This window comes from Peptostreptococcus anaerobius VPI 4330 = DSM 2949 (assembly GCF_000381525.1).
Taxonomy (GTDB): Bacteria; Bacillota; Clostridia; order Peptostreptococcales; family Peptostreptococcaceae; genus Peptostreptococcus; species Peptostreptococcus anaerobius.
In genome coordinates, this window is sequence record NZ_KB906606.1 from 50,687 (window position 1) to 71,199 (window position 20,513).

The window sequence follows — 20,513 nt, forward strand, 5'->3', positions numbered from 1 at the left end:
TAATATGAGATTCGAATACGACGAATTTAAGATAATAGAAAAATCCCTAGACAAGGATCAGATGAGGTTGTCTGAAAGTATCATGTCCATAGGTAACGAATATATGGGTATGAGGGGCAACTTTGAGGAGTTCTATAGCGGAGATAGTTTGGAGGGGACATATGTAGGTGGAGTATGGTTTCCAGACAAGACTAGGGTAGGTTGGTGGAAAAACGGCTATCCAGACTACTTTGGAAAGATGATAAATTCACCAAACTTTACAGGCATAGGCCTACAAATAGATGGTATGGACCTAGACCTAAACAAGGAAAACTTAGTTGACTACTATAGGGAACTAGATATGAAGACAGGACTACTGACTAGGAAGTTCACTATAGACAGGGATGGAGCTAAGTTTGAGATAGGGGTAAAGAGATTTGTAAGTATAGCAAAAAGGGAAATATGTGCCATAAGTTATACTATAAAATCCCTAGACAAGGATGCTAAGATAGTCTTTAGTCCTTCAATAAATGCAGACGTCAGAAATGAAGATTCAAATTATGATGAAAAGTTCTGGCAGGTGATCGACAAGTCACTAGCTTGCGATAGGGGCTATATGGTATCAAAGACAATAGACAATCCTTTTGGAGTGGATAGGTTCTCCCTAGCCCACTACATGAATGTCAAGCTAGATGGAGACTACAAAAACCTAGAGACTAGCAGGCTAGAAGAGGACGAAGCTATAAGCCTAGCCTATAGCCTTGACTTAGAAAAGGGTAGTGAGGTCAGCCTATACAAGACAATAGCTGTAACCACTTCTAGGGACTACAAGGAAGAAGACCTAGTCAATAAGGCAGAGCTTGTCCTTGAAGAGGCAGTGGGTCAGGGATTTGACTCCCTACTAAAGGACCACCAAGACCTATGGGCTAAGAGGTGGAAGATGGCCGATGTAATCATCAAGGGTGATGTCAAGTTACAGCAGGCTATAAGATACAATATATTCCAGCTATTCTCTACATACTATGGTGATGATATGAGATTAAACGTAGGTCCTAAGGGCTTTACTGGAGAAAAATATGGGGGCGCAACATACTGGGATACAGAGGCATATATAGTACCTATGTACCTATCAGTAGCACCGCAGTCAGTAACCAAAAACCTACTTATGTATAGGTACAAGCAGTTAGACCAGGCCTATGAAAATGCCAGAAAGCAGGGTCTAAAGGGTGCCCTTTACCCAATGGTTACCTTTACAGGTATAGAGTGCCACAATGAGTGGGAGATAACATTTGAAGAAATCCATAGAAATGGGGCTATAGCCTATGCTATATACAACTACTCAACATATACAGGTGACTATGACTATGTAAGAGACTATGGTCTTGATGTCCTAGTTGGTATCAGTAGATTCTGGGCTGATAGGGTCCACTACAACAAGAAAAAAGACGTCTATATGATCCATGGGGTTACAGGTCCAAATGAATATGAAAACAATATAAACAACAACTGGTACACAAATACTTTGGCAGCATGGACACTTGAATTTACTAGTTCAATGCTTAAAAAGTACGAAAATAGAAAAGAAGACCTAGCTGTGACAGCTGATGAGTTAGACAAGTGGAAAGACATCATAGACAAGATGTACTATCCATTTGATGAAGAACTAGGAGTGTTTGTCCAGCATGATACCTTCCTAGACAAGGACCTTATGAAGGTTGAAGATCTAGATCCTAGCAACCTTCCACTTAACAAAAACTGGTCTTGGGACAGGATACTGAGATCTTGCTTTATAAAGCAGGCCGATGTCCTACAGGGTATATATATGTTTAGTGACAGGTATTCAAATATAGAAAAGAAGAAAAACTATGAGTTCTACGAGCCGATGACAGTACATGAATCAAGTCTATCTGCTTGTATCCACTCCATACTTGCCTGCGAGATAGGACTTGGAGACAAGGCGGTCAATATGTATGAGAGGACTGCTAGGCTAGACCTTGACAACTACAACTCAGATACAGATGACGGACTACATATCACGTCTATGTCAGGTAGCTGGCTATCAGTTGTGCAGGGATTTGCAGGAATGAGAACAGCCCAAGAGGTCCTATCATTTAGACCTATAGTTCCAAAGGGATGGGAAGGATACTCTTTCAACATAAACTATAGGGATAGGCTTATAAATGTAGATGTAAGCAAGGAGGACATAGTATTCAAGCTTATTGAGGGAGATAGGCTAGATATGAAGGTGTACTCTGAAACTATATCATTGGATGGAGAGTATACAGTAAAGCTAAAAAATAACTAATAAAAAGTGAGGTAAAACAATGACGTGGTGGAAGAAATCAGTAGTATACCAGATATATCCTAGAAGTTTCTACGATTCAAACGGAGACGGACTAGGTGATATAAGGGGTATAATAGAAAAACTTGACTACCTAGAAAAATTGGGGATAGATGTTATCTGGCTTAGTCCAGTATACGAGTCACCTCAGGATGACAATGGATATGACATAAGTGATTATAGAAATATATGGTCAAAGTTCGGTACAAACGAAGATATGTTTGAACTTATAGACAAGGCCCACGAAAAGAATATAAAGATAGTGATGGACCTAGTAGCCAACCACACTAGTGACGAGCACAAGTGGTTTGTAGAGAGTAAAAAGTCAAAGGATAATCCTTACAGGGACTACTACTTCTGGAGAGACGAAAAAAATAACTGGGAATCATATTTCTCAGGTCCAGCTTGGCAATTTGATGAGACAACAGGTCAGTACTACCTACACCTATTCACAAAGAAGCAGCCAGACCTTAACTGGGAAAATCCAGTGGTAAGAAATGAAATATGGGACATGATGAAGTTTTGGATGGACAAGGGTGTAGATGGATGGAGAATGGATGTTATCAGTTCAATATCCAAGTACACAGACTTCCCAGACTATGATCTAGAAGAAGGCGAGATTGGTATAGGTGACTACCATACAAATGGTCCAAAACTACATGACTATATCAAGGAAATGAATAAGGAAGTTCTTTCTAAGTACGATTGTATGACAGTGGGAGAGGCTCCAGGATCATCTCCTGAAAACGCCCTTTTATTCTGTGGTAAGGACAGGGATGAGCTAAATATGATATTTACCTTTGACCATATGGACCTAGACAGGAATATGGACAGCGAAATAGGTAAATGGAGCCTAAGAGACCTAGACTTAGTTGAGTTTAAGGAGACTTTAGAAGCATGGCAGACATCCCTATACAATAAGGGCTGGAACTCACTTTACCTAGAAAACCATGACCAGGCAAGGGTAGTATCAAGATGGGGTAATGACAAGGAGTACAGAAAAGAATCAGCTAAGATGTTTGCCCTAGTCTACCAGATGATGCAGGGTACACCTTATATATATCAGGGCCAGGAAATAGGCATGGTCAATACAGATTTTGATATAGAAGACTACAAGGATGTTGAGATCAGAAACGCCTACAAGGACCTAGTTCTTGAAAGAAAGTTGACAACAAAAGAAGACTTTATGAAGGCAGTTCACAGGATATCAAGAGACAATGCAAGGACTCCTATGCAGTGGAATGATAGTTCAAATGGTGGATTTACAAGTGGAGAGCCTTGGCTAAAGGTCAACCCTAGCTACAAGACAATCAATGTAGAGGAGAGTTTGGCTGATGAGGATTCAATCTTCTACTTCTACAAAAAGCTTATAGACCAAAGGCATGATGACGACATGATAACAGATGCTGAGTTCAGATTGGTTGACAAGGACAACAAGAAGATATTCGCCTATGAAAGATACCTTGGTGACAAGTCTATACTTATAATAGCTAACTTCTACTCTGAGCCAGTTGACTTTGACCTAGACACATACAAGCTAGAAGACTACAGGTTAGACCTATCAAACTACAAGGATATGGTAGCAGATGGAAATAAGATTAGCCTAAGACCATACGAGGCTATAATGTTAAAGAACTACTAGGAGGTCTATATGATAAAAGGCATTATATTTGACCTAGATGGGGTCATAACAGATACAGCAAAATTTCACTATAAGGCATGGAAGAGACTGGCAAGTAGGCTAGGCATAGATATAGATGAAGACTTCAATGAAGGTCTAAAGGGGGTATCTAGGATGGATTCCCTAAAGAGAATACTAGAACATGGCAATGTGCTTGACAAGTACTCAAGAGAAGATCTAGAAGCCCTTGCAGAGGACAAGAATGAAGACTACAAAAAACTCCTAGAAGACCTTAAAAAAGAAGATATTTTAGATGGAATAGAAGACTTTATAAATGAAATAAGGTATAATAATATTAAGATAGGATTGGCATCAGTATCCAAAAACGCCCCTATGATCTTGGACAAGCTAGGTTTGATAGACAAGATAGACTTTATAGCAGACCCAGCCAAGGTAGAAAAGGGCAAGCCTGCTCCAGACATATTTATTGAAGCAGCTAGGGGACTAGGTCTAGACATAAAGGATACAATCGGTATTGAGGATGCGAGATCAGGAGTAGATGCCATGAAAGCATGCAATATGAGAAGCGTAGGCATAGGGGTAGATGCAGACTTGAGGCTAGAATCTACTAGCCAACTTAGTCTTGATACCCTAGGTATATTAGATAAATAAGAGTGAGGTATACAAATGGCAAAAGTAAAATTAGAAAATATATGCAAGTCATATGATAACGGATTTAATGCAGTAAAAGATGTAAATATAGATATAGATGACAAGGAATTTATAGTCCTAGTTGGTCCATCAGGTTGTGGTAAATCTACTACACTTAGGATGATTGCAGGACTAGAAGAAATATCTAGCGGTAAGTTGACTATAGATGACAAGTTAGTCAACCATGTAGAACCAAAGGACAGAGATATAGCCATGGTTTTCCAGAACTATGCCCTATACCCACACATGACAGTTTATGAAAATATGTCATTTGCCCTTAAGCTAAGAAAGATGCCAAAAGATGAGATAGACAAGAAGGTAAAGGAGGCTGCTAGAATACTACAGCTTGAAAACCTACTAGATAGAAAGCCAAAAGCCCTATCAGGAGGCCAGAGACAGAGAGTTGCCCTAGGAAGGTCTATAGTCAGAAACCCTAAGGTATTCTTGATGGACGAACCCCTATCAAACCTTGACGCCAAGCTAAGAACAGAGATGAGATCTGAGATATCCAAGCTACACAAGGACCTTGGAGCTACATTTATATATGTAACTCATGACCAGGTAGAGGCCATGACAATGGGAGATAGGATAGTTGTAATGAAGGACGGAGTTGTTCAGCAGATCAACAAGCCAAAAGTCCTATATGATAATCCAGCCAACAAGTTTGTAGCTAGCTTTATAGGTAGCCCTCAGATGAACTTTATGGAAGTTGAAGTCCTAGAAGAAGGCAAGGATATAATAGCCAAGCTAGCTAAGGGACAAGAAAGAATTCTTATACCAGGTGGCAAGGGTGCCTACCTAAAGGAAAAGGGATATATCGGCAAGACTATTATAATGGGTATCAGACCAGAAGATATACACAAGGAGAAAGTATTCCTAGATATGTCTCCAGAAACTAGCTTTAAAGCAAGTGTTATTATCAGAGAACTTATGGGTTCAGAGATATTTGCCTACCTTAAGTTTGCAGGTCAGGAACTAATAGCCAAGTTCGATGGTAGAAGAGACCTAGAGCCAGGTGAAGTGTTGGAATTGGCATTTGATATGAATAGGGCTCACTTCTTCGATATTGAAACAGAAGAAAGTATACTATTTACAGAGTAATTACTGAATATAACTAAAATGAAAAACGGAGGTTAACATTCAATTAGGATGTAACCTCCGTTTTTTTGGCTTACAAGAATTGTCAGCCGATTTAATATTATATTATATGGTTAAGAAGATTTTACTTATATACCTCTTTCAGCCATGATGATTTCGATTTCGTCTTCGTTGATACCAACCATAGCTTCTCCAAGGTTTTCAGATACTTCTGCTATTATAGCAGGATTGTCGTAGTTCTGAACAGCCTTAACGATTGCCTTAGCTCTCTGTTCTGGGTTGCCTGATTTGAATATACCAGAACCTACGAATACACCTTCAGCACCCAACTGTCTCATTAGGGCAGCATCTGCAGGAGTTGCAACACCACCAGCAGAGAAGTTTACAACTGGTAATTTACCGTTGTCGTGTACATACTTGATTAGGTCGTATGGTACTCTGAATTCCTTAGCCTTTTCAAATAGTTCATCTTCGGCTAGGGCAGTCACCATCCTGATTTCTCCCTGGATCTGTCTCATGTGAGATACGGCCTGAACAACGTCACCAGTACCAGCCTCACCCTTAGTTCTGATCATTGCAGCACCTTCCTGGATTCTTCTTAGGGCTTCACCTAGGTCTCTAGCACCGCATACAAATGGAGCTTCGAACTTAGTCTTGTCAACGTGGTGGATATTGTCAGCAGGAGACAATACTTCTGATTCATCTATATAGTCTATACCGATTGATTCAAGGATCTGAGCTTCTACAAAGTGGCCTATTCTACACTTTGCCATAACTGGAATAGATACAGCAGCCATGATTTCCTTTATCATAGAAGGGTCACTCATTCTAGATACACCACCAGCTACTCTTATGTCAGCTGGGATTCTTTCAAGTGCCATAACTGCAACTGCACCAGCTTCTTCAGCTATTCTTGCCTGTTCTGGAGTAGTTACGTCCATGATTACTCCACCGATAAATTTCTTAGTTACTTCTTCTTTTGTGATTCTCATAATAAATATCCTCTCCTTTATTAAGTGTATTGGTACACTTGATGAAATACTATCAAAAGTGTATCGCTCATAGCCTTATTATAGGATAATATTGATAGGTTAAAAAGAACCAAAATAGATTAAATTTATGGGACCAGATTTTGGTTTTTATAAATTTTTACATATAGTTTGCATATAGGTGGAGGTTGTTTTGAAGAAATACGAAGAGATATATCATGAAATAAGGAAAAAGATACTGATGGATATCTACCCTGAAAAAACAAGAATACCATCAAAGAGGATCATGGCAGACAGGATGGGTGTAAGTATCAATACTGTTGAGATAGCTTATTTTCAGCTTATAGAAGAGGGTTATATAGAGGCTAGAGAAAGGTCAGGCTACTACGTTGCAGAGCTTGATGATTTGAAGCATATGAGAGGGAGCTTTGTAGGCAGGGGGATAGGTAAAAATATTGAATATCTGCCACAGGAACAAGTTTATGACTATGGCTTAGAGAAAGAAAAAATTGAAGACAAGTACCAGTACAATTTTTCCTATGGTGGTGTAGACAAGTCATTTCCATTTGGAATATGGAAGAAGATAAATAGGGAGGTCATAGATTCCTACCAGGATACCCTACTAAATACTGTGGGAGGGATGGGCTATGAGCCACTTAGGGAGTCTATATGTAACTACCTATATGAGACTAGATCAATAGTAGCCCAAAAAGATAATATGATTATCAGTTCGGGTACAGAGGCCATGTTTGAAATCCTATTTCGACTTTGGGATGATGATGTTAGCTTTGGTCTTGAAAACCCAGGTTTTGAGAGGTGGTCAAGTTTTCTCAAGACAAACAAGGTAGCATATTCCTGTCTTAGTATGGATGGTGAGGGTATAGTCCTAGATGATTTGGTTACAAATAATGTTGATATTGCCTGCGTTACTCCCAACCACCAATTTCCAACTGGAAAGATAATGCCTATAGCTAGGAGGATCAAGCTCCTTGACTGGGCTATTGAAAATGATGGTTGGATAATAGAGGATGACTATGACGGCGAGTTTAAGTATACGGGTAGCAGGATACCAGCCCTTAAGAGTATGGATGATATGGATAGGGTCATATATATGGGTACCTTTTCTAGCACAATCAGTCCTGCCATAAGGGTGAGCTATATGATTCTTCCAGACCAACTCTTGGCTAGGTACAAGGATAGGCTATCCTACAAGAGGTGTCCAGTGACAACCATGACCCAGATAGGGCTGGATATATTTATTAGGAGGGGCTACTACCACAGGCACGTAAATAGGATGAAGAAAATATACAAGGCCAAAAGAGAGATGATACTATCTATACTTGAACCATGTGACAATCTTGTATGTAGGGGGGCTGATGCAGGCCTACATATGGTTGTGTCATTTAAGAATATAGATGAAGCAGAGTTTGTAAGGAAGGCTAGGGAAAATGGAATTATGATAAGAGGCTTGTCTGACTACTATATAGAGGAAAATAAAGACTATGAAAGAGATAGTGTGATTATTGGTTTTGCTGTTATGGAGCTTGAGGATATAGAAATTGCTACAAGTAAATTGAAAAATATATTTGTTTAGATAAGATTATTATATAGATAAATTACATAGATAAGACAATTACACAGAGATCCTATAGAACATGACTTATGTACAATGATTTAGGGCGACAGTTTTACCTGTCGCCCTAAATACTGCATTCTTTGATTTTCGTCACTATCATGCTAATTAACCTACCATCATAATCATTCTGTAAAGTATGTTGTTCTTTAAGTTTTCCTTCTGGATGTTGTCTAATTCTCTTCTTTTCATTTTGATTTCCTCCTTGATTACTTTGTTTTTAATTAATGTTTGTGTTTTTTTTATCTTTTTCTTAACTTCATTATACCACCTTTAAAAAAAAGGTCAAGGGGTTTTTTACATGATTTTTTTAAATCATACTCTCGAATATTCCGACTATTTTATAGTATTAATCAAAAATATGCTTATATTAATTTTAATTAAGTTTTATATGCTAAAAGTGATATTTTACTAAAAAACCATAAGATAATAAGACAGCTAAAAAACATAAAATTTTTCACGAGTCTATTATATGAATTGTTTTATACAGGCTGTAAGCTAGTAATAACAAGGTTTTGAGCCTTTCTTATGAAAATTATGTTTTTTATATTTTATAGGCATATAAATTTAAAAAATAAGGGTTTTTGACACTTTATATAAAAAAGTTACAGGGTCCATACTAATGGATTGTGTAGGAAATTGTTTTCGATTTAACAAAAGGTATATTTGATTTTACAATGTTTTTATGAAAAAGATCTAAAAAGTTGTTTTTTAAGGTGAAATTGGTGAAAGTATTTATTCAATATCCATAATAAAGGGAAAATACAGGTACTTTTATAAGGAAAAATGCAATTATGCTATAATTAATTCAAATAAAAATACCCTTTATACAACATAATTGAGTAAAAAGGGTATGGTTTATTAATCAACTTGTTTAAGCATCCTTGGAAGGATATCTAATTCTAGTTTTTTGAGCTTCAGGTCTATATTTGATATTACAAGAACCAAGTTTATCTCATCGTATACTTCATCCCACTTATAAGCAGATGATGCCTGAATAGTATATTTTGGAAATAACTTTAGAAAGTCTTTTGTAAGTGACTCTGCCTTTTCAAAATATTCATCTACAGTAGAGTCATCATCCCAATCAAAAGCCCTGTCTATTTCTAAGTCTCTTGGCTTTATTGCCAACTTAAAGCTCATAACGTCCTCTCTCTTGCTAGCCTTTGAAAGGTCTGTAATAACCCTGAATTTTGAATTTTCTTCTATTTCTTTTCTTATATCATCACTGCTAATTAGGTCGTCTCTAAATATTACGTACATATTTCACCTCATGAAATTATTTAAATAAAAGTGCGCCTAGTAGGAGTCGAACCCACAACTCGCAGATCCGAAGTCTGCAGCTCTATCCAGTTGAGCTATAGGCGCACATACTCTAAATAATATTATATCATATTTTTCTGTTGATAGGTTAGAATATTTAGTAACAAGTATCAGGTGTAATTATTGTTGTACTAGTAAATACCTGGTCTTTTTTAAGTATTATATTGCCAAGGTATGGTCTATTGATGGCATCTGGCATAATCTGAGTCTCTAGGGCTATACCCATATGTTGGGGTGGTTGTTTGCCATTTATTTTTATGCCAGGATTTGGACCATTTGCTGTATACACAACTAGGCAAGGAGCGCTTGTCTTTAGGCTTATAGATCTTCCTGTTTTTCTATGGCTAAGTAAGGCAACCTCTTCAATAGAATCAGATTGGTGCTTGTCCAAATAAAATGGGTGGTCGAGTCCATTTGTATCTTGTATTTGTGGGTGTGGATATGAAAATATATCCTCAAGGTCCATACCCCTATTAATTTCCTTGTTTAGCCTAGCTAGGCCTTGGTCAGGGTTCCAATTTGTGGGATTGTAGTCCTCTATAGGTAGTCCTTGTGAGTCTATTGGAACTAGGTTATTAGACCTTATCTTTAGGACGTGGTCTCTTAGTCCTAGGCCTGTATCATCTCCTAGGTTAAAGTAACTGTGGTTGCTTGGGTTAAAAAGAGTGTCTTTGTCGGATTTAGCCCTATAATTTATAGTCAAGCTACCATCTTCACCTAGGCGATATTCAATCCAGGCCTTTAAGTTGCCAGGGTATCCTCCTGTCATATGAGGTCTATCCAAAAACATAACTATTCCATTATTGTCTACAGATTCAACTTCAAATACACTTTTATTAAAACCTGTGCTGGCACTATGAAGATGGGTATCTCCTAGGTTTTTCTCAAGTTTGTAAAAGTCATCTCCCAGTTTGAAACTAGCATTGCCTATCCTACCAGCAACAGGACCTAGGGCAAATCCAAAGTTTGGAGGCGTATCTATATAGTCCTCAAGCCTATCTAGTGAAAGGACTATATTGGAGAATATGCCGTCTTTGTCTGGACTTGTGTATTTTCTTATACAGGCGCCATAGTTCATAATCTCTAGGCAGTGACCTCTATCGTTTTCAAATGTATATAGGTTGATTTTCTGATTACCTATTTTCCCAAAAAGCTTTTTCTTAAAATTTTTCATAAATATCCTCGAATCATAATAATATATTTAATATTAACATAAAAAAAAGGGTCAGTCTATGTATACGATTACATAATATGTGTTATAATAAGCTATGTAATCTAATTGCAATATTAAAATAACAGGGTCATATATAGCGTGGCCTTGACAGGTGGAGGTTATTATGAGAGAAAAGGTTTTATCTAGATTTTTGAACTACATATCAATTGACACACAGTCTGATCCATATTCTGAGACAGTGCCATCTACTATGAAGCAATTCGATCTTGCCAAGATGTTGGTTAAGGAAATGGAAGACATGGGACTTGAAGATGTGACTTTGGATGACAAGTGCTATATAATGGCAAAACTTCCAGCAAATACAGAGGGAATCAGTCCTATAGGTTTTATTGCCCATATGGATACTAGCCCTGATATATCTGGAAAAGATGTAAAGCCAAGAATAATAGAAAACTATGACGGTAAGGATATAGTCCTTAACGAAGAAAAGGGAATAGTTACTTCATTAAAGGACTATCCAGAGATAGAAAGATTCAAGGGACAGACTGTAATTGTTACAGATGGTAATACCCTACTTGGAGCAGATGACAAGGCTGGAATAGCTGAAATATTGACAGGTGTAGAATACCTTATTGCACATCCAGAAATCAAGCATGGAGACATAATGATAGGATTTACACCAGATGAAGAAATAGGATGTGGTGCAGACCACTTTGACGTTGAAAAATTTGGCGCTAAGTATGCCTACACATTTGATGGTGGTGAAATGGGTGAGTTAGAATATGAAAACTTCAACGCAGCATCAGCAATAGTGACTATCAAGGGTAGAAACGTACACCCAGGTTCAGCAAAGAACAAGATGATAAACTCAATCTATATATCAGCAGCTGTTATGGAAGCCTTCCCTAAGGATGAAAGACCAGAAACTACTGAAGGTTATGAAGGATTCTACCACCTAAATGAAATATCAGGTAATGCTGAAGATACTGTGATGACATATATCATCAGAGACCACGATATGGACAAGTTCAAGCAGAAGAAGGAATTTTTCCAGAAGACTATAGATGAACTAACTGCCAAGTTTGACAATAGGATATCTGTAGAGATCAAGGACAGCTACTACAATATGAGGGAAATCATAGAAAAGAATATGTTTGTAGTAGACATAGCAGTTGACTCTATGAAGGATGTAGGTGTAGAGCCAAACGTAATACCTATCAGGGGTGGTACAGATGGAGCTAGACTATCATTTATGGGACTACCTTGTCCAAACCTATTTGCAGGTGGAATCAACTTCCATGGAAGAAATGAAATGGTAAGTGTAGAAGCCCTAGAAGCTGGTTCTAAACTACTAGTTAGGATAGCTGAGAAGTATGCAGAAATGGGAATAAAGTAATAAGATACAACAAAATACAGCTTAGAATAATTTAGGATAGCAGTAGACTTTTTCTCTTGCTATCCTATTTTTTATAGTTTTTACTGAAAAAAATTCTAATTGGTGATAAAATAATAAAAACTTTTGTTTTAGACGTCTATTTTGGGTATTTAATTTAATAGGAAAACAAAAGGAAAAACCGATTTTAATAGGAGGAATAAAAATGGCCAATATTGGTGTAATAGGAATGGCAGTAATGGGTAAGAACTTAGCCTTAAACTTGGAATCTAGAGGATATGAAGTGGCTATATACAATCGTACTCATTCTGTTACAGAAGAAGTATTAAGAGAAAATGAGGGTCTAAACTTGGTAGGCTCTGAAAGTATAGAGAAATTTGTAGGACTACTTGAAAGGCCTAGAAAGATAATAATAATGGTAAAGGCAGGCAATCCTGTAGATATGACTATAGAGTCCTTAATTCCATACTTGGACAAGGGCGATATCATAATAGATGGTGGCAACAGCTTCTTTAGGGATAGTGAAAGAAGGTATAGGTCACTTAAGGAAAAGGGCTTAAACTTTGTCGGACTTGGAGTATCAGGTGGAGAGACTGGTGCTAGATTTGGTCCAGCCCTTATGCCAGGTTGTGACAAGGAAGTCTACCAGGAAATAAAGCCATATCTAGAGTCTATAGCAGCAAGGGCAGAAGACGGTCTTGCTTGTTCGGCTTGGCTTGGAACTGGTGGTGCTGGCCATTATGTAAAGATGGTCCACAATGGTATAGAGTATGCAGATATGGAACAGATAGCGGAGACTTATTTCCTACTGAAGAACCTAGGTGGCATATCAAACCTAGACCAGGCAGACCTATTTGACCAGTGGAACAAGGGAGAGCTATCTAGCTACCTAATAGAGATAACAAGTAATATTCTAAAAGAGGCTGATGACACAGCTAAGTCTGGTCAGCTCCTTGACTATATAGAAGATATATCCCTACAGAAGGGAACAGGCAAGTGGACCAACCTAGAGGCAGTTGAACTAGGTGTTGACTCTTCAGTTCTTGCAGCAGGCCTAAATGCAAGGGTCATGAGTATGCTAAAGGACGAGAGGATAAAGGCAAGTCATGTATTTTCAAGACCTCAGCCCAACCTAGGTGGTATGGAAATAGAAGAGTTAAAGGATGTTGCTAGACAGGCCCTACTTGCTACAAAGATTATAGCCTATGCCCAGGGATTTGCCCTTTATAAGGCAGCGGGTGCAGCCTATGGTTGGGACTTGGAATATGATGTTATAGCCCAGATATTTAGGGCTGGTTGTATTATCAGGTCTAGCCTTCTTAACCCAATGATGGAGGCCTTTAAGAACAATAAAGACCTAGAAAATCTTATGCTAGACCCATACTTTACAGGTCTACTAGAAGAAAATATCCAGGGACTTAGGGACTTTGTGACTCTAGCAGTGCAAAATGCTATACCAGTACCTGCTATGGCAGCTGCCCTATCATACTTTGATACCTATATATGTGAAAATGGGTCTGCAAATATGATACAGGCACAGAGGGACTACTTTGGTTCGCATACATATAGAAGAGTAGATATAGAAGGTAGCTTCCACCACGAATGGGAATAGGAGGAAGTCATGTATAAAAATTATATAAAAGACGATATAGAAAAAGATCTTCTTGTCATATTTGGTGGCACAGGAGACCTTACAAATAGAAAGCTAGTACCAGCAGTCTACAACCTCTTCAATCAAGTTGGAGAGGGCAAGGAGCCTATGAAGGTCCTGATCATTGGTAGGAGAAACTGGACTAGGGAAGAGTATATAGAAAATGTAAAGCCTTGGGTCAAGGAGTTTTCAAGGCTTGAATATACAGAAGAAAAGTGGAACCTATTTAAGGACCAGCTAGATTACTACAAGATGGACATATCTAATATTGAGGAGTACAAGGGCCTATTCGAGTATTTCGATAGCCACTACTCAGACTACAGGATGCTGTTCTACTATGCTGTAGCTCCTAGGTTCTTTGACCCTATTACTAGGGGGCTAGGACAAAAAGAGTGGACTGACGGAAGAGCCAAGGTCATAGTAGAAAAGCCATTTGGGGAAAACCTAGAAGATGCCAAAAGATTATTTAAGGATATGGAAGTTATGTTTGGAAGAGACTATATCTACCATATCGACCACTACCTTGGCAAGGAAATGGTCCAGAATATCACTACCCTAAGGTTTGACAATATGATATTTAGGTCTTGTTGGAATAAGGACTATATAGAGTCTGTAGAGATATCTGCTAGGGAACAAGTTGGTGTTGAGACTAGGGGTGGATACTACGACAAGTCAGGAGCCATGAGGGATATGGTTCAAAACCACCTATTCCAGATTCTGTCAATCCTTGCTATGGAGATGCCAGAAAAGGTCTCACCATACGCAGTTACAGTTGCCCAGCAGAATGTACTCCAGGCAATCAAGCCTATGTCAAAGGAAAATATAGACAAGCACCTTGTCATGGGGCAATATAGCGGATATAGGTCTGAGGACAAGGTAGATCCAGAATCCAAGACGGAGACATATGCTGCTATGGCCGTATTTATAGACAACCCTAGGTGGGAGGGAGTGCCTTTCATAATCAGGACTGGTAAGAAGCTGGACAAGAGGGAGACTAATGTTGTCATCAACTTCAAAAAGGCCAACGAAAACCAGTTTGCCAATAGGCTACACTTCCACATACAGCCTGATGAAGGAGTAAAGCTGTCATTCAATATAAAGACACCCGGTCTTAGCTATGACACTCAAAAGGTGGACATGGACTTTTGCCAATCTTGTGATGTAAATGCCCATGCCAATACACCAGAGGCCTATGAAAGACTAATAAAGGCAGTATCAGATGGCCAGCATTTCCTATTCTCACAGTGGCCACAGATAGAGTATAGCTGGAAGTGGGTAGATGAGGCTGTTAACTTGTGGAAAGAGGCTGGAAGTAGGATCTGCCTATATGAACCAGGAACTAGGGGACCAAAGGAAGCTGACGATATGATAGAGAGCTTTGGTACTCATTGGTATTCGAGCAAGGAGGTATAGGATGAAGATATACGACGTTTCAAGACCCATACAAGTAGACATGGCAGTCTACAAGAACAAGGACTTCAAGAAGCCATCTTGGAGAATAGATACTAGGTATGAGGATACTACAGTCAATGAATCTAGCCTGTGCATGAACCTCCATACAGGTACCCATGTAGACGCACCCTTTCATATGATAGATGGTGGAACTACTATGGAGGATATAGATCTTGACCTATATATGGGAAGAGCGAGGTTGATAGACCTATCAGGAGTTGAGGAGTTTATCCATAAAAAAGACCTAGAACCACACGATATCCAGCCAGAAGAGAGGATTATCATCAGGACTAGAAATTCATACTCTGATGAATTCGATCCTAATTTTGTATATATAGAAGAGGATGCAGCGGCCTATCTGAGGGATATTGGTATCAAGACCCTTGGTATAGATGCCATGAGTATAGAAAGAGGAAAAAAAGACCATCCTACCCATTCAATTATACTGGGTGCGGGAATTGGAGTGATTGAAGATATGAGGTTAAAGGATGTTCCGGTTGGTGAATATGAACTGAGGGCCCTGCCGCTTAGATTGGTTGGTGCAGAAGCGTCACCAGTTAGGGCTATATTAATAAAAATAGATTAGTTGATTATTTGAAAAATATTTATAGTATTTAAATAATCATTCCATAACTACTATTTAAACAAATGAAACAATAATAAGTTTAATAATTAATTGCTTGACAAATTTATCTAAATACCATATAATCAACCTTAGAGTTTTCTTGGTACCCTCTTTAAAAAACAAGGATATGGTTAAGATGATGAGTAAAATCAATGAGTTTTAGTAAGTTATACCGTGTCCTATCTTAGGGCACGGTTTTTTATATGACTACCATATCTAGGTCCCAGAATCTCTAGAATAAGAATTTCGGAGGTTTAATATGAATTTAAGTAAGCAGAATTTAACAAGACAGGCCATAGTTGCAGCCTTGTATGCAGTATTAACATGGGCCATACCAGCCCTATCTTACGGTCCAATCCAGTTTAGGTTATCTGAGGTAATGACCCTATTGGCATTTTTCAATCCTCAGTATGTAGTTGGTCTTACAGTGGGTTGCGCCCTATCTAATATCATATCATCACTAGGTATGATAGACATAGTAGTGGGTACATTTGCTACATTCTGTGCAGTTACAGCCATGTCAAAGATAAAGAACATATGGATAGCATCACTTATGCCGGCCTTTTCAGCCTTTATAATAGCAGCGGAGATAGTTATAGTGACTAAGGAACCAGCAGCATATTTTGCCATTGCAGGTCAGATATTCTTGTCTGAGCTGATAATAGTTACTGGTCTAGGAGTTGTATTGTTTAAGATGATGATGAAGAACCAGAGGTTTAATGACCTTGTTATGGGTAGAGATATTCAGATGTTAGGAACAGTTAAGTAATTTAGAATTACAGGTATCTAAGAGAGATGGATACCTGTTTTTTATTTGTTATATGAATAAGAAGTATATAAGTATTTGTTATTTACCATAAAAGATTACATCACCTTGCGTGGTGCGCTATTTTAATGTAATATATATTACAAGACAGAGAAACATTGAAATATAAAGGATGCAAGAGCTACTTTACACAAAAAATACAGGTGCAAGAGAGACTTTCTTTCATTAGACCTTGGAATATAGTAGAATTTTTTTAGGAGGTAATACAGATATGAATTTTGGTGAACAGATAAAAAAGATAAGGGCAGAGAAAAATTTAACTCAGCAGAAAATGGCGGATATGTTAAATGTATCGAGACAGGCAGTATCAAATTGGGAAAATGACAAAAACTTACCCGATATAGAGATGATAATAAATATGTCTAGAGCATTTAATATGACCCTGGATGAATTAGTATTTGGAGGTAAAGATATGAACAATATGACAGAAAAATTAATAAACGACGGTAGCGAGAACAGAAGGAAAAATATGAATCTTATAGGAATAAAAATAGGGGCATCTCTTTTAGGTGCAGGAGTATTGAGTCTCTTGATAGGGCTTGTAGTTCCACCATCAATGGAGAATCACTTTGGAATGGCATTTTCGATCCTTATATTCTGTGGAGTCCTAACATTTTTATTGATAGGTGTTAAGGATATAGTGGAGTTGGTATTAGGTAAAAATAAGGATTCTGAGAAATCCAAGATGAAGGTTTTTGGAGGAATCCTTGTTGGGGTAGGTAGTGTTATGTATTTATTGGGTCTAGTTGTAGATACAGACCTGAGTCTTGGTACATATGGTATATTGGCAATGTTTATAGGAATAGTTATGATGGTTATTCCAGTGCTTATAGGTAAGTCCAAAAAGTAAGATAAGTAAAAATATTTGGCGTGTATGATAGAGATTATTTATCGTACACGCCATTTTTTATATTTAAATAGGCTCTTAACCTTGGCGGCATAAAAAATAGCGAGTCAGCCGAAACTGTCTCGCTAATAAAGTCTAACTTTTTGGGGTCGGTACACTGCCCAGTGCATTTTAGTCGTGTCTTATTTATAGTGAAGCAATTGCATCGTCTATCTTGGCAAAAGCTTCATCATCTGGAGCTTCAAGGCAAACTACAGGAGCAGTGGCTAGCTTGGCACCCTTTGACTCTATTGTCTCCTGCCATGCCTCCATATACTCTCCGTCGCCCCAACCGTATGAGCCGAAAAGAAGTACTTTCTTGTCCTTGATTTCATCATTGATGCTATCCATCAAGTCTTCCATTTCTGGTGATATTTCTTCAGTACCCTGAGCAGGAGAACCAAAAGCAACTACATCGCAACCTAGTATAGAATCCTTATCAGCTGAATCAACATCTGACATAATTACTTCCATTCCCTTTCCCTGAGCTGTTTCTTTTAGTCTATTTGCTAGGTCCTCAGTGTTTCCACCGCTTGTCCAATATACAATACCTAATTTCATATTAAAATTCCTCCTTAACGAAAAAGATTTTCATTTACATACAGTTTAACATAAATTATTAATTAAGTAAATAGATTTAAAAAAAATCATTGTTAGTTATTTCTTAGTTGTCAATGCATATGTTACACTTATGAGAAAGTTTTTTAAGCTGCTAATATATACCTTGCATTTGTAAGGGAGTTTTTCTTAATAGATTACTAAATCATACCACCATAATTTTTATATGATTCACTAATAGTATTAATAAATTTTCTTGTTAGTGGTATAATATTATAAATACCCCATATGGGTAATGATAAGGAGGTATAAGTATGAATAAAATAACAGTAGGAATAAAAGGTATGATGTGTGGGAATTGTGAAAACCACATGAATGAAGCTATAAAAAAGGCTTTTGATTCCAAGAAGGTAAAATCGTCTCACAAAAAAGAAGAGACTGTATTTGTGACTGATCAGGATATAGATGAAGCTAGATTGAGACAAGTGGTAGAGGATGCTGGATATGAGATGGTTCAAATGAAAATAGAACCATACAAAAAGACCCTTTTTGGTTTCTAGTTCAAGTAGTTATTGCAGCAAATAATTATTACAGTAATAATATATCTATTTTTTGATGTTCAATATAGTGGTATATGTAATCATATGGAGGTAGGTCATGGTTGAAGAGTTCATAAAGATGAGAGATGGTTTTTCTCTTGCTGTAACAAAATTTGATATTGAAAATCCAGTTGGTGTAGTTCAGTTGGTTCACGGAGCCAAGGAACATAGAAAAAGATATTATAAATTTTGCGAGTTCTTAAATTCTATAGGCCTAGCCGCCATAATATCCGACAACAGGGGGCACGGGGAGTCTGTATCAGAAGACCATCCTCTAGGTCATATGAACAATTTTCATGAGATAGTGGAGGACCTACATGAGGTAAGTGTATATGTGAAAAATACCTACAAGGACCTACCCCTATATATGTTTGGACACTCGTTGGGCTCTGTGTTTGCTAGATGTTATATAGAAAAGTATGACACTGAAATAGACAAGTTGATAATCAGTGGAACTGTCAATTATAGGACGGAGGTTTTATTTGGACTATTTATTGGCAGGATAATAACCGCATTAAAGGGTGAAAAATCTTTTAGTAAGATAATGACAAAACTGGGCGAGTGGGAGGATGACTCATGGATAAACTCTGACCCTGAAATTATGAAAAAAGTGAGAAGAGACCCCCTATGTGTAGGTTACAAGTACACAATAGGTGGCATATACACTATATGGAAGAGTGACTATGAGATGCACCAATATGCGAACTTTAAGTGCTCTAACAAGGACCTACCTATACTCAGTATAAGTGGAGAAAAGGACCCTATAACAGGTGGAATGTCAGGCTTAAATGACAGTATAAAGAGCCTTAGAAGAGTTGGATATACAGACGTATCCTACAAGGTGTATGATGGCTTTAAGCACGAGCTGACTAATTGCCGTGGAAACGAACATATACTAAAGGATATAGGTGAATTTTTTATAGGAAGATAATAGGTTCTTTGAAAATCATTAGAGAAAAATAAAAAGGTGAATTGAACAAGTAAATTCCGTATACAAATAAAGTGTATTTGGTAAAAGTAAATTCCATATCATGGTGGAATTTACTTTTGCAAGTAACAAAAAAATAAAAAAATATAAAAAACTATTGACCTTTATATAAAAAGAGTGTATAGTATTACTTGTCGCTGAGAGATACAGTGTATATAAGGACTGTAATACACGGTGATATTAAAAAGTTAAGAAGCAAGTTTGCTTTTAGAAAAGATTTTTCAGAGTGCCGATGTATCGGTTGGAAAACTTTAAAAAACTTTAAATAACATATTGACATTATGAAATGAATATGTTATTATTAATAAGTCGTCAGGTGAGACGACAAATGAATATGAACTTTGAAAATTGAACAGCAGGTTAATTCAAAAGTCACATAGTGACAATTGATTAATCGTTTAAACCATGTAAGGAAACTTACTTGATTTAAACCACAAACAAACCAAGCCAGATATTTTAGAGATAACAATAGTCTGAGCGAGAACAAATTTTTTTATGAGAGTTTGATCCTGGCTCAGGATGAACGCTGGCGGCGTGCCTAACACATGCAAGTCGAGCGCGTCTGATTTGATGCTTGCATTGATGAAAGATGAGCGGCGGACGGGTGAGTAACGCGTGGGTAACCTGCCCTATACACATGGATAACATACTGAAAAGTTTACTAAT

At 37.7% G+C, this 20,513-nt stretch carries 17 protein-coding genes and 1 tRNA gene; 13 read left to right on the forward strand and 5 right to left on the reverse strand.

The features are described from left to right. Window positions 1-4 precede the first annotated feature (4 nt). From F823_RS0100945 to F823_RS0100960, 4 genes are read left to right on the forward strand one after another with little or no spacing between them, the layout of a single operon-like run. Entirely contained in the window at window positions 5-2,284 is a 2,280-nt protein-coding gene (locus tag F823_RS0100945) for a glycoside hydrolase family 65 protein (RefSeq protein ID WP_002845307.1), read from the forward strand. A gap of 19 nt (window positions 2,285-2,303) precedes the next feature. Beyond that, the gene (locus tag F823_RS0100950; protein WP_019595266.1) at window positions 2,304-3,962 is read left to right on the forward strand and encodes a glycoside hydrolase family 13 protein; all 1,659 of its coding nucleotides are present in this window, start codon (window positions 2,304-2,306) and stop codon (window positions 3,960-3,962) included. Window positions 3,963-3,971: 9 nt separating this feature from the next. Then, entirely contained in the window at window positions 3,972-4,613 is a 642-nt protein-coding gene (gene pgmB, locus F823_RS0100955) for a beta-phosphoglucomutase (protein ID WP_002843877.1), read from the forward strand. 15 nt (window positions 4,614-4,628) lie between these two features. Further along, entirely contained in the window at window positions 4,629-5,753 is a 1,125-nt protein-coding gene (locus tag F823_RS0100960) for an ABC transporter ATP-binding protein (RefSeq protein ID WP_002843859.1), read from the forward strand. A gap of 125 nt (window positions 5,754-5,878) precedes the next feature. Here F823_RS0100960 and pdxS read toward each other — a convergent pair whose 3' ends face one another. Continuing rightward, the gene (pdxS, locus tag F823_RS0100965; protein WP_002843869.1) at window positions 5,879-6,742 is read right to left on the reverse strand and encodes a pyridoxal 5'-phosphate synthase lyase subunit PdxS; all 864 of its coding nucleotides are present in this window, start codon (window positions 6,740-6,742) and stop codon (window positions 5,879-5,881) included. A gap of 190 nt (window positions 6,743-6,932) precedes the next feature. Between pdxS and pdxR the strand changes: the two genes are divergently transcribed. Continuing rightward, window positions 6,933-8,333: a MocR-like pyridoxine biosynthesis transcription factor PdxR gene (gene pdxR / locus F823_RS0100970; RefSeq protein ID WP_019595267.1), complete on the forward strand. Its 1,401-nt coding sequence runs from the start codon at window positions 6,933-6,935 to the stop codon at window positions 8,331-8,333. A gap of 900 nt (window positions 8,334-9,233) precedes the next feature. On the opposite strand, the gene F823_RS0100980 is transcribed toward pdxR, so the two are convergent. From F823_RS0100980 to F823_RS0100990, 3 genes are all read right to left on the reverse strand, one after another. Next, entirely contained in the window at window positions 9,234-9,635 is a 402-nt protein-coding gene (locus F823_RS0100980) for a hypothetical protein (RefSeq protein WP_002845303.1), read from the reverse strand. A gap of 31 nt (window positions 9,636-9,666) precedes the next feature. Then, a tRNA-Arg gene (locus tag F823_RS0100985) sits at window positions 9,667-9,740 on the reverse strand. Between the two features lie 52 nt (window positions 9,741-9,792). Then, window positions 9,793-10,869 carry an aldose epimerase family protein gene (locus F823_RS0100990; RefSeq protein ID WP_002845302.1) on the reverse strand — a complete coding sequence of 359 codons (1,077 nt, stop codon included), beginning with the start codon at window positions 10,867-10,869 and terminating at the stop codon, window positions 9,793-9,795. A gap of 163 nt (window positions 10,870-11,032) precedes the next feature. Between F823_RS0100990 and pepT the strand changes: the two genes are divergently transcribed. The 6 genes from pepT to F823_RS0101020 all read left to right on the forward strand — a co-directional run bounded on the left by pepT (window position 11,033) and on the right by F823_RS0101020 (window position 17,666). Further along, entirely contained in the window at window positions 11,033-12,265 is a 1,233-nt protein-coding gene (gene pepT / locus F823_RS0100995) for a peptidase T (RefSeq protein WP_002843864.1), read from the forward strand. Window positions 12,266-12,467: 202 nt separating this feature from the next. Continuing rightward, window positions 12,468-13,874 carry a decarboxylating NADP(+)-dependent phosphogluconate dehydrogenase gene (gene gnd / locus F823_RS0101000; RefSeq protein WP_002843865.1) on the forward strand — a complete coding sequence of 469 codons (1,407 nt, stop codon included), beginning with the start codon at window positions 12,468-12,470 and terminating at the stop codon, window positions 13,872-13,874. Between the two features lie 9 nt (window positions 13,875-13,883). Continuing rightward, on the forward strand, window positions 13,884-15,326 hold the full coding sequence (gene zwf / locus F823_RS0101005; protein WP_002845300.1) for a glucose-6-phosphate dehydrogenase: 1,443 nt from the start codon (window positions 13,884-13,886) through the stop codon (window positions 15,324-15,326). 1 nt (window position 15,327) lies between these two features. Next, a complete protein-coding gene (locus F823_RS0101010; RefSeq protein WP_002845298.1) occupies window positions 15,328-15,951 on the forward strand; it encodes a cyclase family protein in 624 nt (207 codons plus the stop codon). A 298-nt stretch (window positions 15,952-16,249) separates the two neighbouring features. Further along, window positions 16,250-16,759, forward strand: a complete 510-nt coding sequence (locus tag F823_RS0101015; RefSeq protein WP_002845297.1) for a QueT transporter family protein — start codon at window positions 16,250-16,252, stop codon at window positions 16,757-16,759. A gap of 268 nt (window positions 16,760-17,027) precedes the next feature. After that, complete coding sequence (locus tag F823_RS0101020; protein WP_002845296.1) at window positions 17,028-17,666, forward strand: helix-turn-helix transcriptional regulator; 639 nt, start codon at window positions 17,028-17,030, stop codon at window positions 17,664-17,666. A gap of 183 nt (window positions 17,667-17,849) precedes the next feature. Here F823_RS0101020 and F823_RS0101025 read toward each other — a convergent pair whose 3' ends face one another. Then, entirely contained in the window at window positions 17,850-18,263 is a 414-nt protein-coding gene (locus tag F823_RS0101025; protein WP_019595268.1) for a flavodoxin domain-containing protein, read from the reverse strand. Between the two features lie 311 nt (window positions 18,264-18,574). Here F823_RS0101025 and F823_RS0101030 point away from each other — a divergent pair, with 311 nt between their 5' ends. Together F823_RS0101030 and F823_RS0101035 are read left to right on the forward strand one after the other, a co-directional pair. Then, window positions 18,575-18,820 (forward strand): heavy-metal-associated domain-containing protein, encoded by a 246-nt coding sequence (locus F823_RS0101030; protein ID WP_002845294.1) that lies wholly within the window; start codon window positions 18,575-18,577, stop codon window positions 18,818-18,820. A gap of 97 nt (window positions 18,821-18,917) precedes the next feature. Then, the gene (locus tag F823_RS0101035; RefSeq protein WP_002845293.1) at window positions 18,918-19,790 is read left to right on the forward strand and encodes an alpha/beta fold hydrolase; all 873 of its coding nucleotides are present in this window, start codon (window positions 18,918-18,920) and stop codon (window positions 19,788-19,790) included. The last annotated feature ends 723 nt before the right edge of the window (window positions 19,791-20,513 follow it).

Excerpts from the sequence above, each read along its gene's own strand:
- F823_RS0100990 (WP_002845302.1), bottom strand. The coding sequence starts at position 10,869 with ATGAAAAATTTTAAGAAAAAGCTTTTTGGGAAAATAGGTAATCAGAAA.
- F823_RS0100960 (WP_002843859.1), top strand. The coding sequence starts at position 4,629 with ATGGCAAAAGTAAAATTAGAAAATATATGCAAGTCATATGATAACGGA.
- pepT (WP_002843864.1), top strand. The coding sequence starts at position 11,033 with ATGAGAGAAAAGGTTTTATCTAGATTTTTGAACTACATATCAATTGAC.
- F823_RS0100950 (WP_019595266.1), top strand. The coding sequence starts at position 2,304 with ATGACGTGGTGGAAGAAATCAGTAGTATACCAGATATATCCTAGAAGT.
- pdxS (WP_002843869.1), bottom strand. The coding sequence starts at position 6,742 with ATGAGAATCACAAAAGAAGAAGTAACTAAGAAATTTATCGGTGGAGTA.
- F823_RS0101015 (WP_002845297.1), top strand. The coding sequence starts at position 16,250 with ATGAATTTAAGTAAGCAGAATTTAACAAGACAGGCCATAGTTGCAGCC.
- F823_RS0101035 (WP_002845293.1), top strand. The coding sequence starts at position 18,918 with ATGGTTGAAGAGTTCATAAAGATGAGAGATGGTTTTTCTCTTGCTGTA.
- F823_RS0101030 (WP_002845294.1), top strand. The coding sequence starts at position 18,575 with ATGAATAAAATAACAGTAGGAATAAAAGGTATGATGTGTGGGAATTGT.
- F823_RS0100980 (WP_002845303.1), bottom strand. The coding sequence starts at position 9,635 with ATGTACGTAATATTTAGAGACGACCTAATTAGCAGTGATGATATAAGA.
- F823_RS0101010 (WP_002845298.1), top strand. The coding sequence starts at position 15,328 with ATGAAGATATACGACGTTTCAAGACCCATACAAGTAGACATGGCAGTC.
- pgmB (WP_002843877.1), top strand. The coding sequence starts at position 3,972 with ATGATAAAAGGCATTATATTTGACCTAGATGGGGTCATAACAGATACA.
- gnd (WP_002843865.1), top strand. The coding sequence starts at position 12,468 with ATGGCCAATATTGGTGTAATAGGAATGGCAGTAATGGGTAAGAACTTA.
- zwf (WP_002845300.1), top strand. The coding sequence starts at position 13,884 with ATGTATAAAAATTATATAAAAGACGATATAGAAAAAGATCTTCTTGTC.
- F823_RS0101025 (WP_019595268.1), bottom strand. The coding sequence starts at position 18,263 with ATGAAATTAGGTATTGTATATTGGACAAGCGGTGGAAACACTGAGGAC.
- F823_RS0100945 (WP_002845307.1), top strand. The coding sequence starts at position 5 with ATGAGATTCGAATACGACGAATTTAAGATAATAGAAAAATCCCTAGAC.
- F823_RS0101020 (WP_002845296.1), top strand. The coding sequence starts at position 17,028 with ATGAATTTTGGTGAACAGATAAAAAAGATAAGGGCAGAGAAAAATTTA.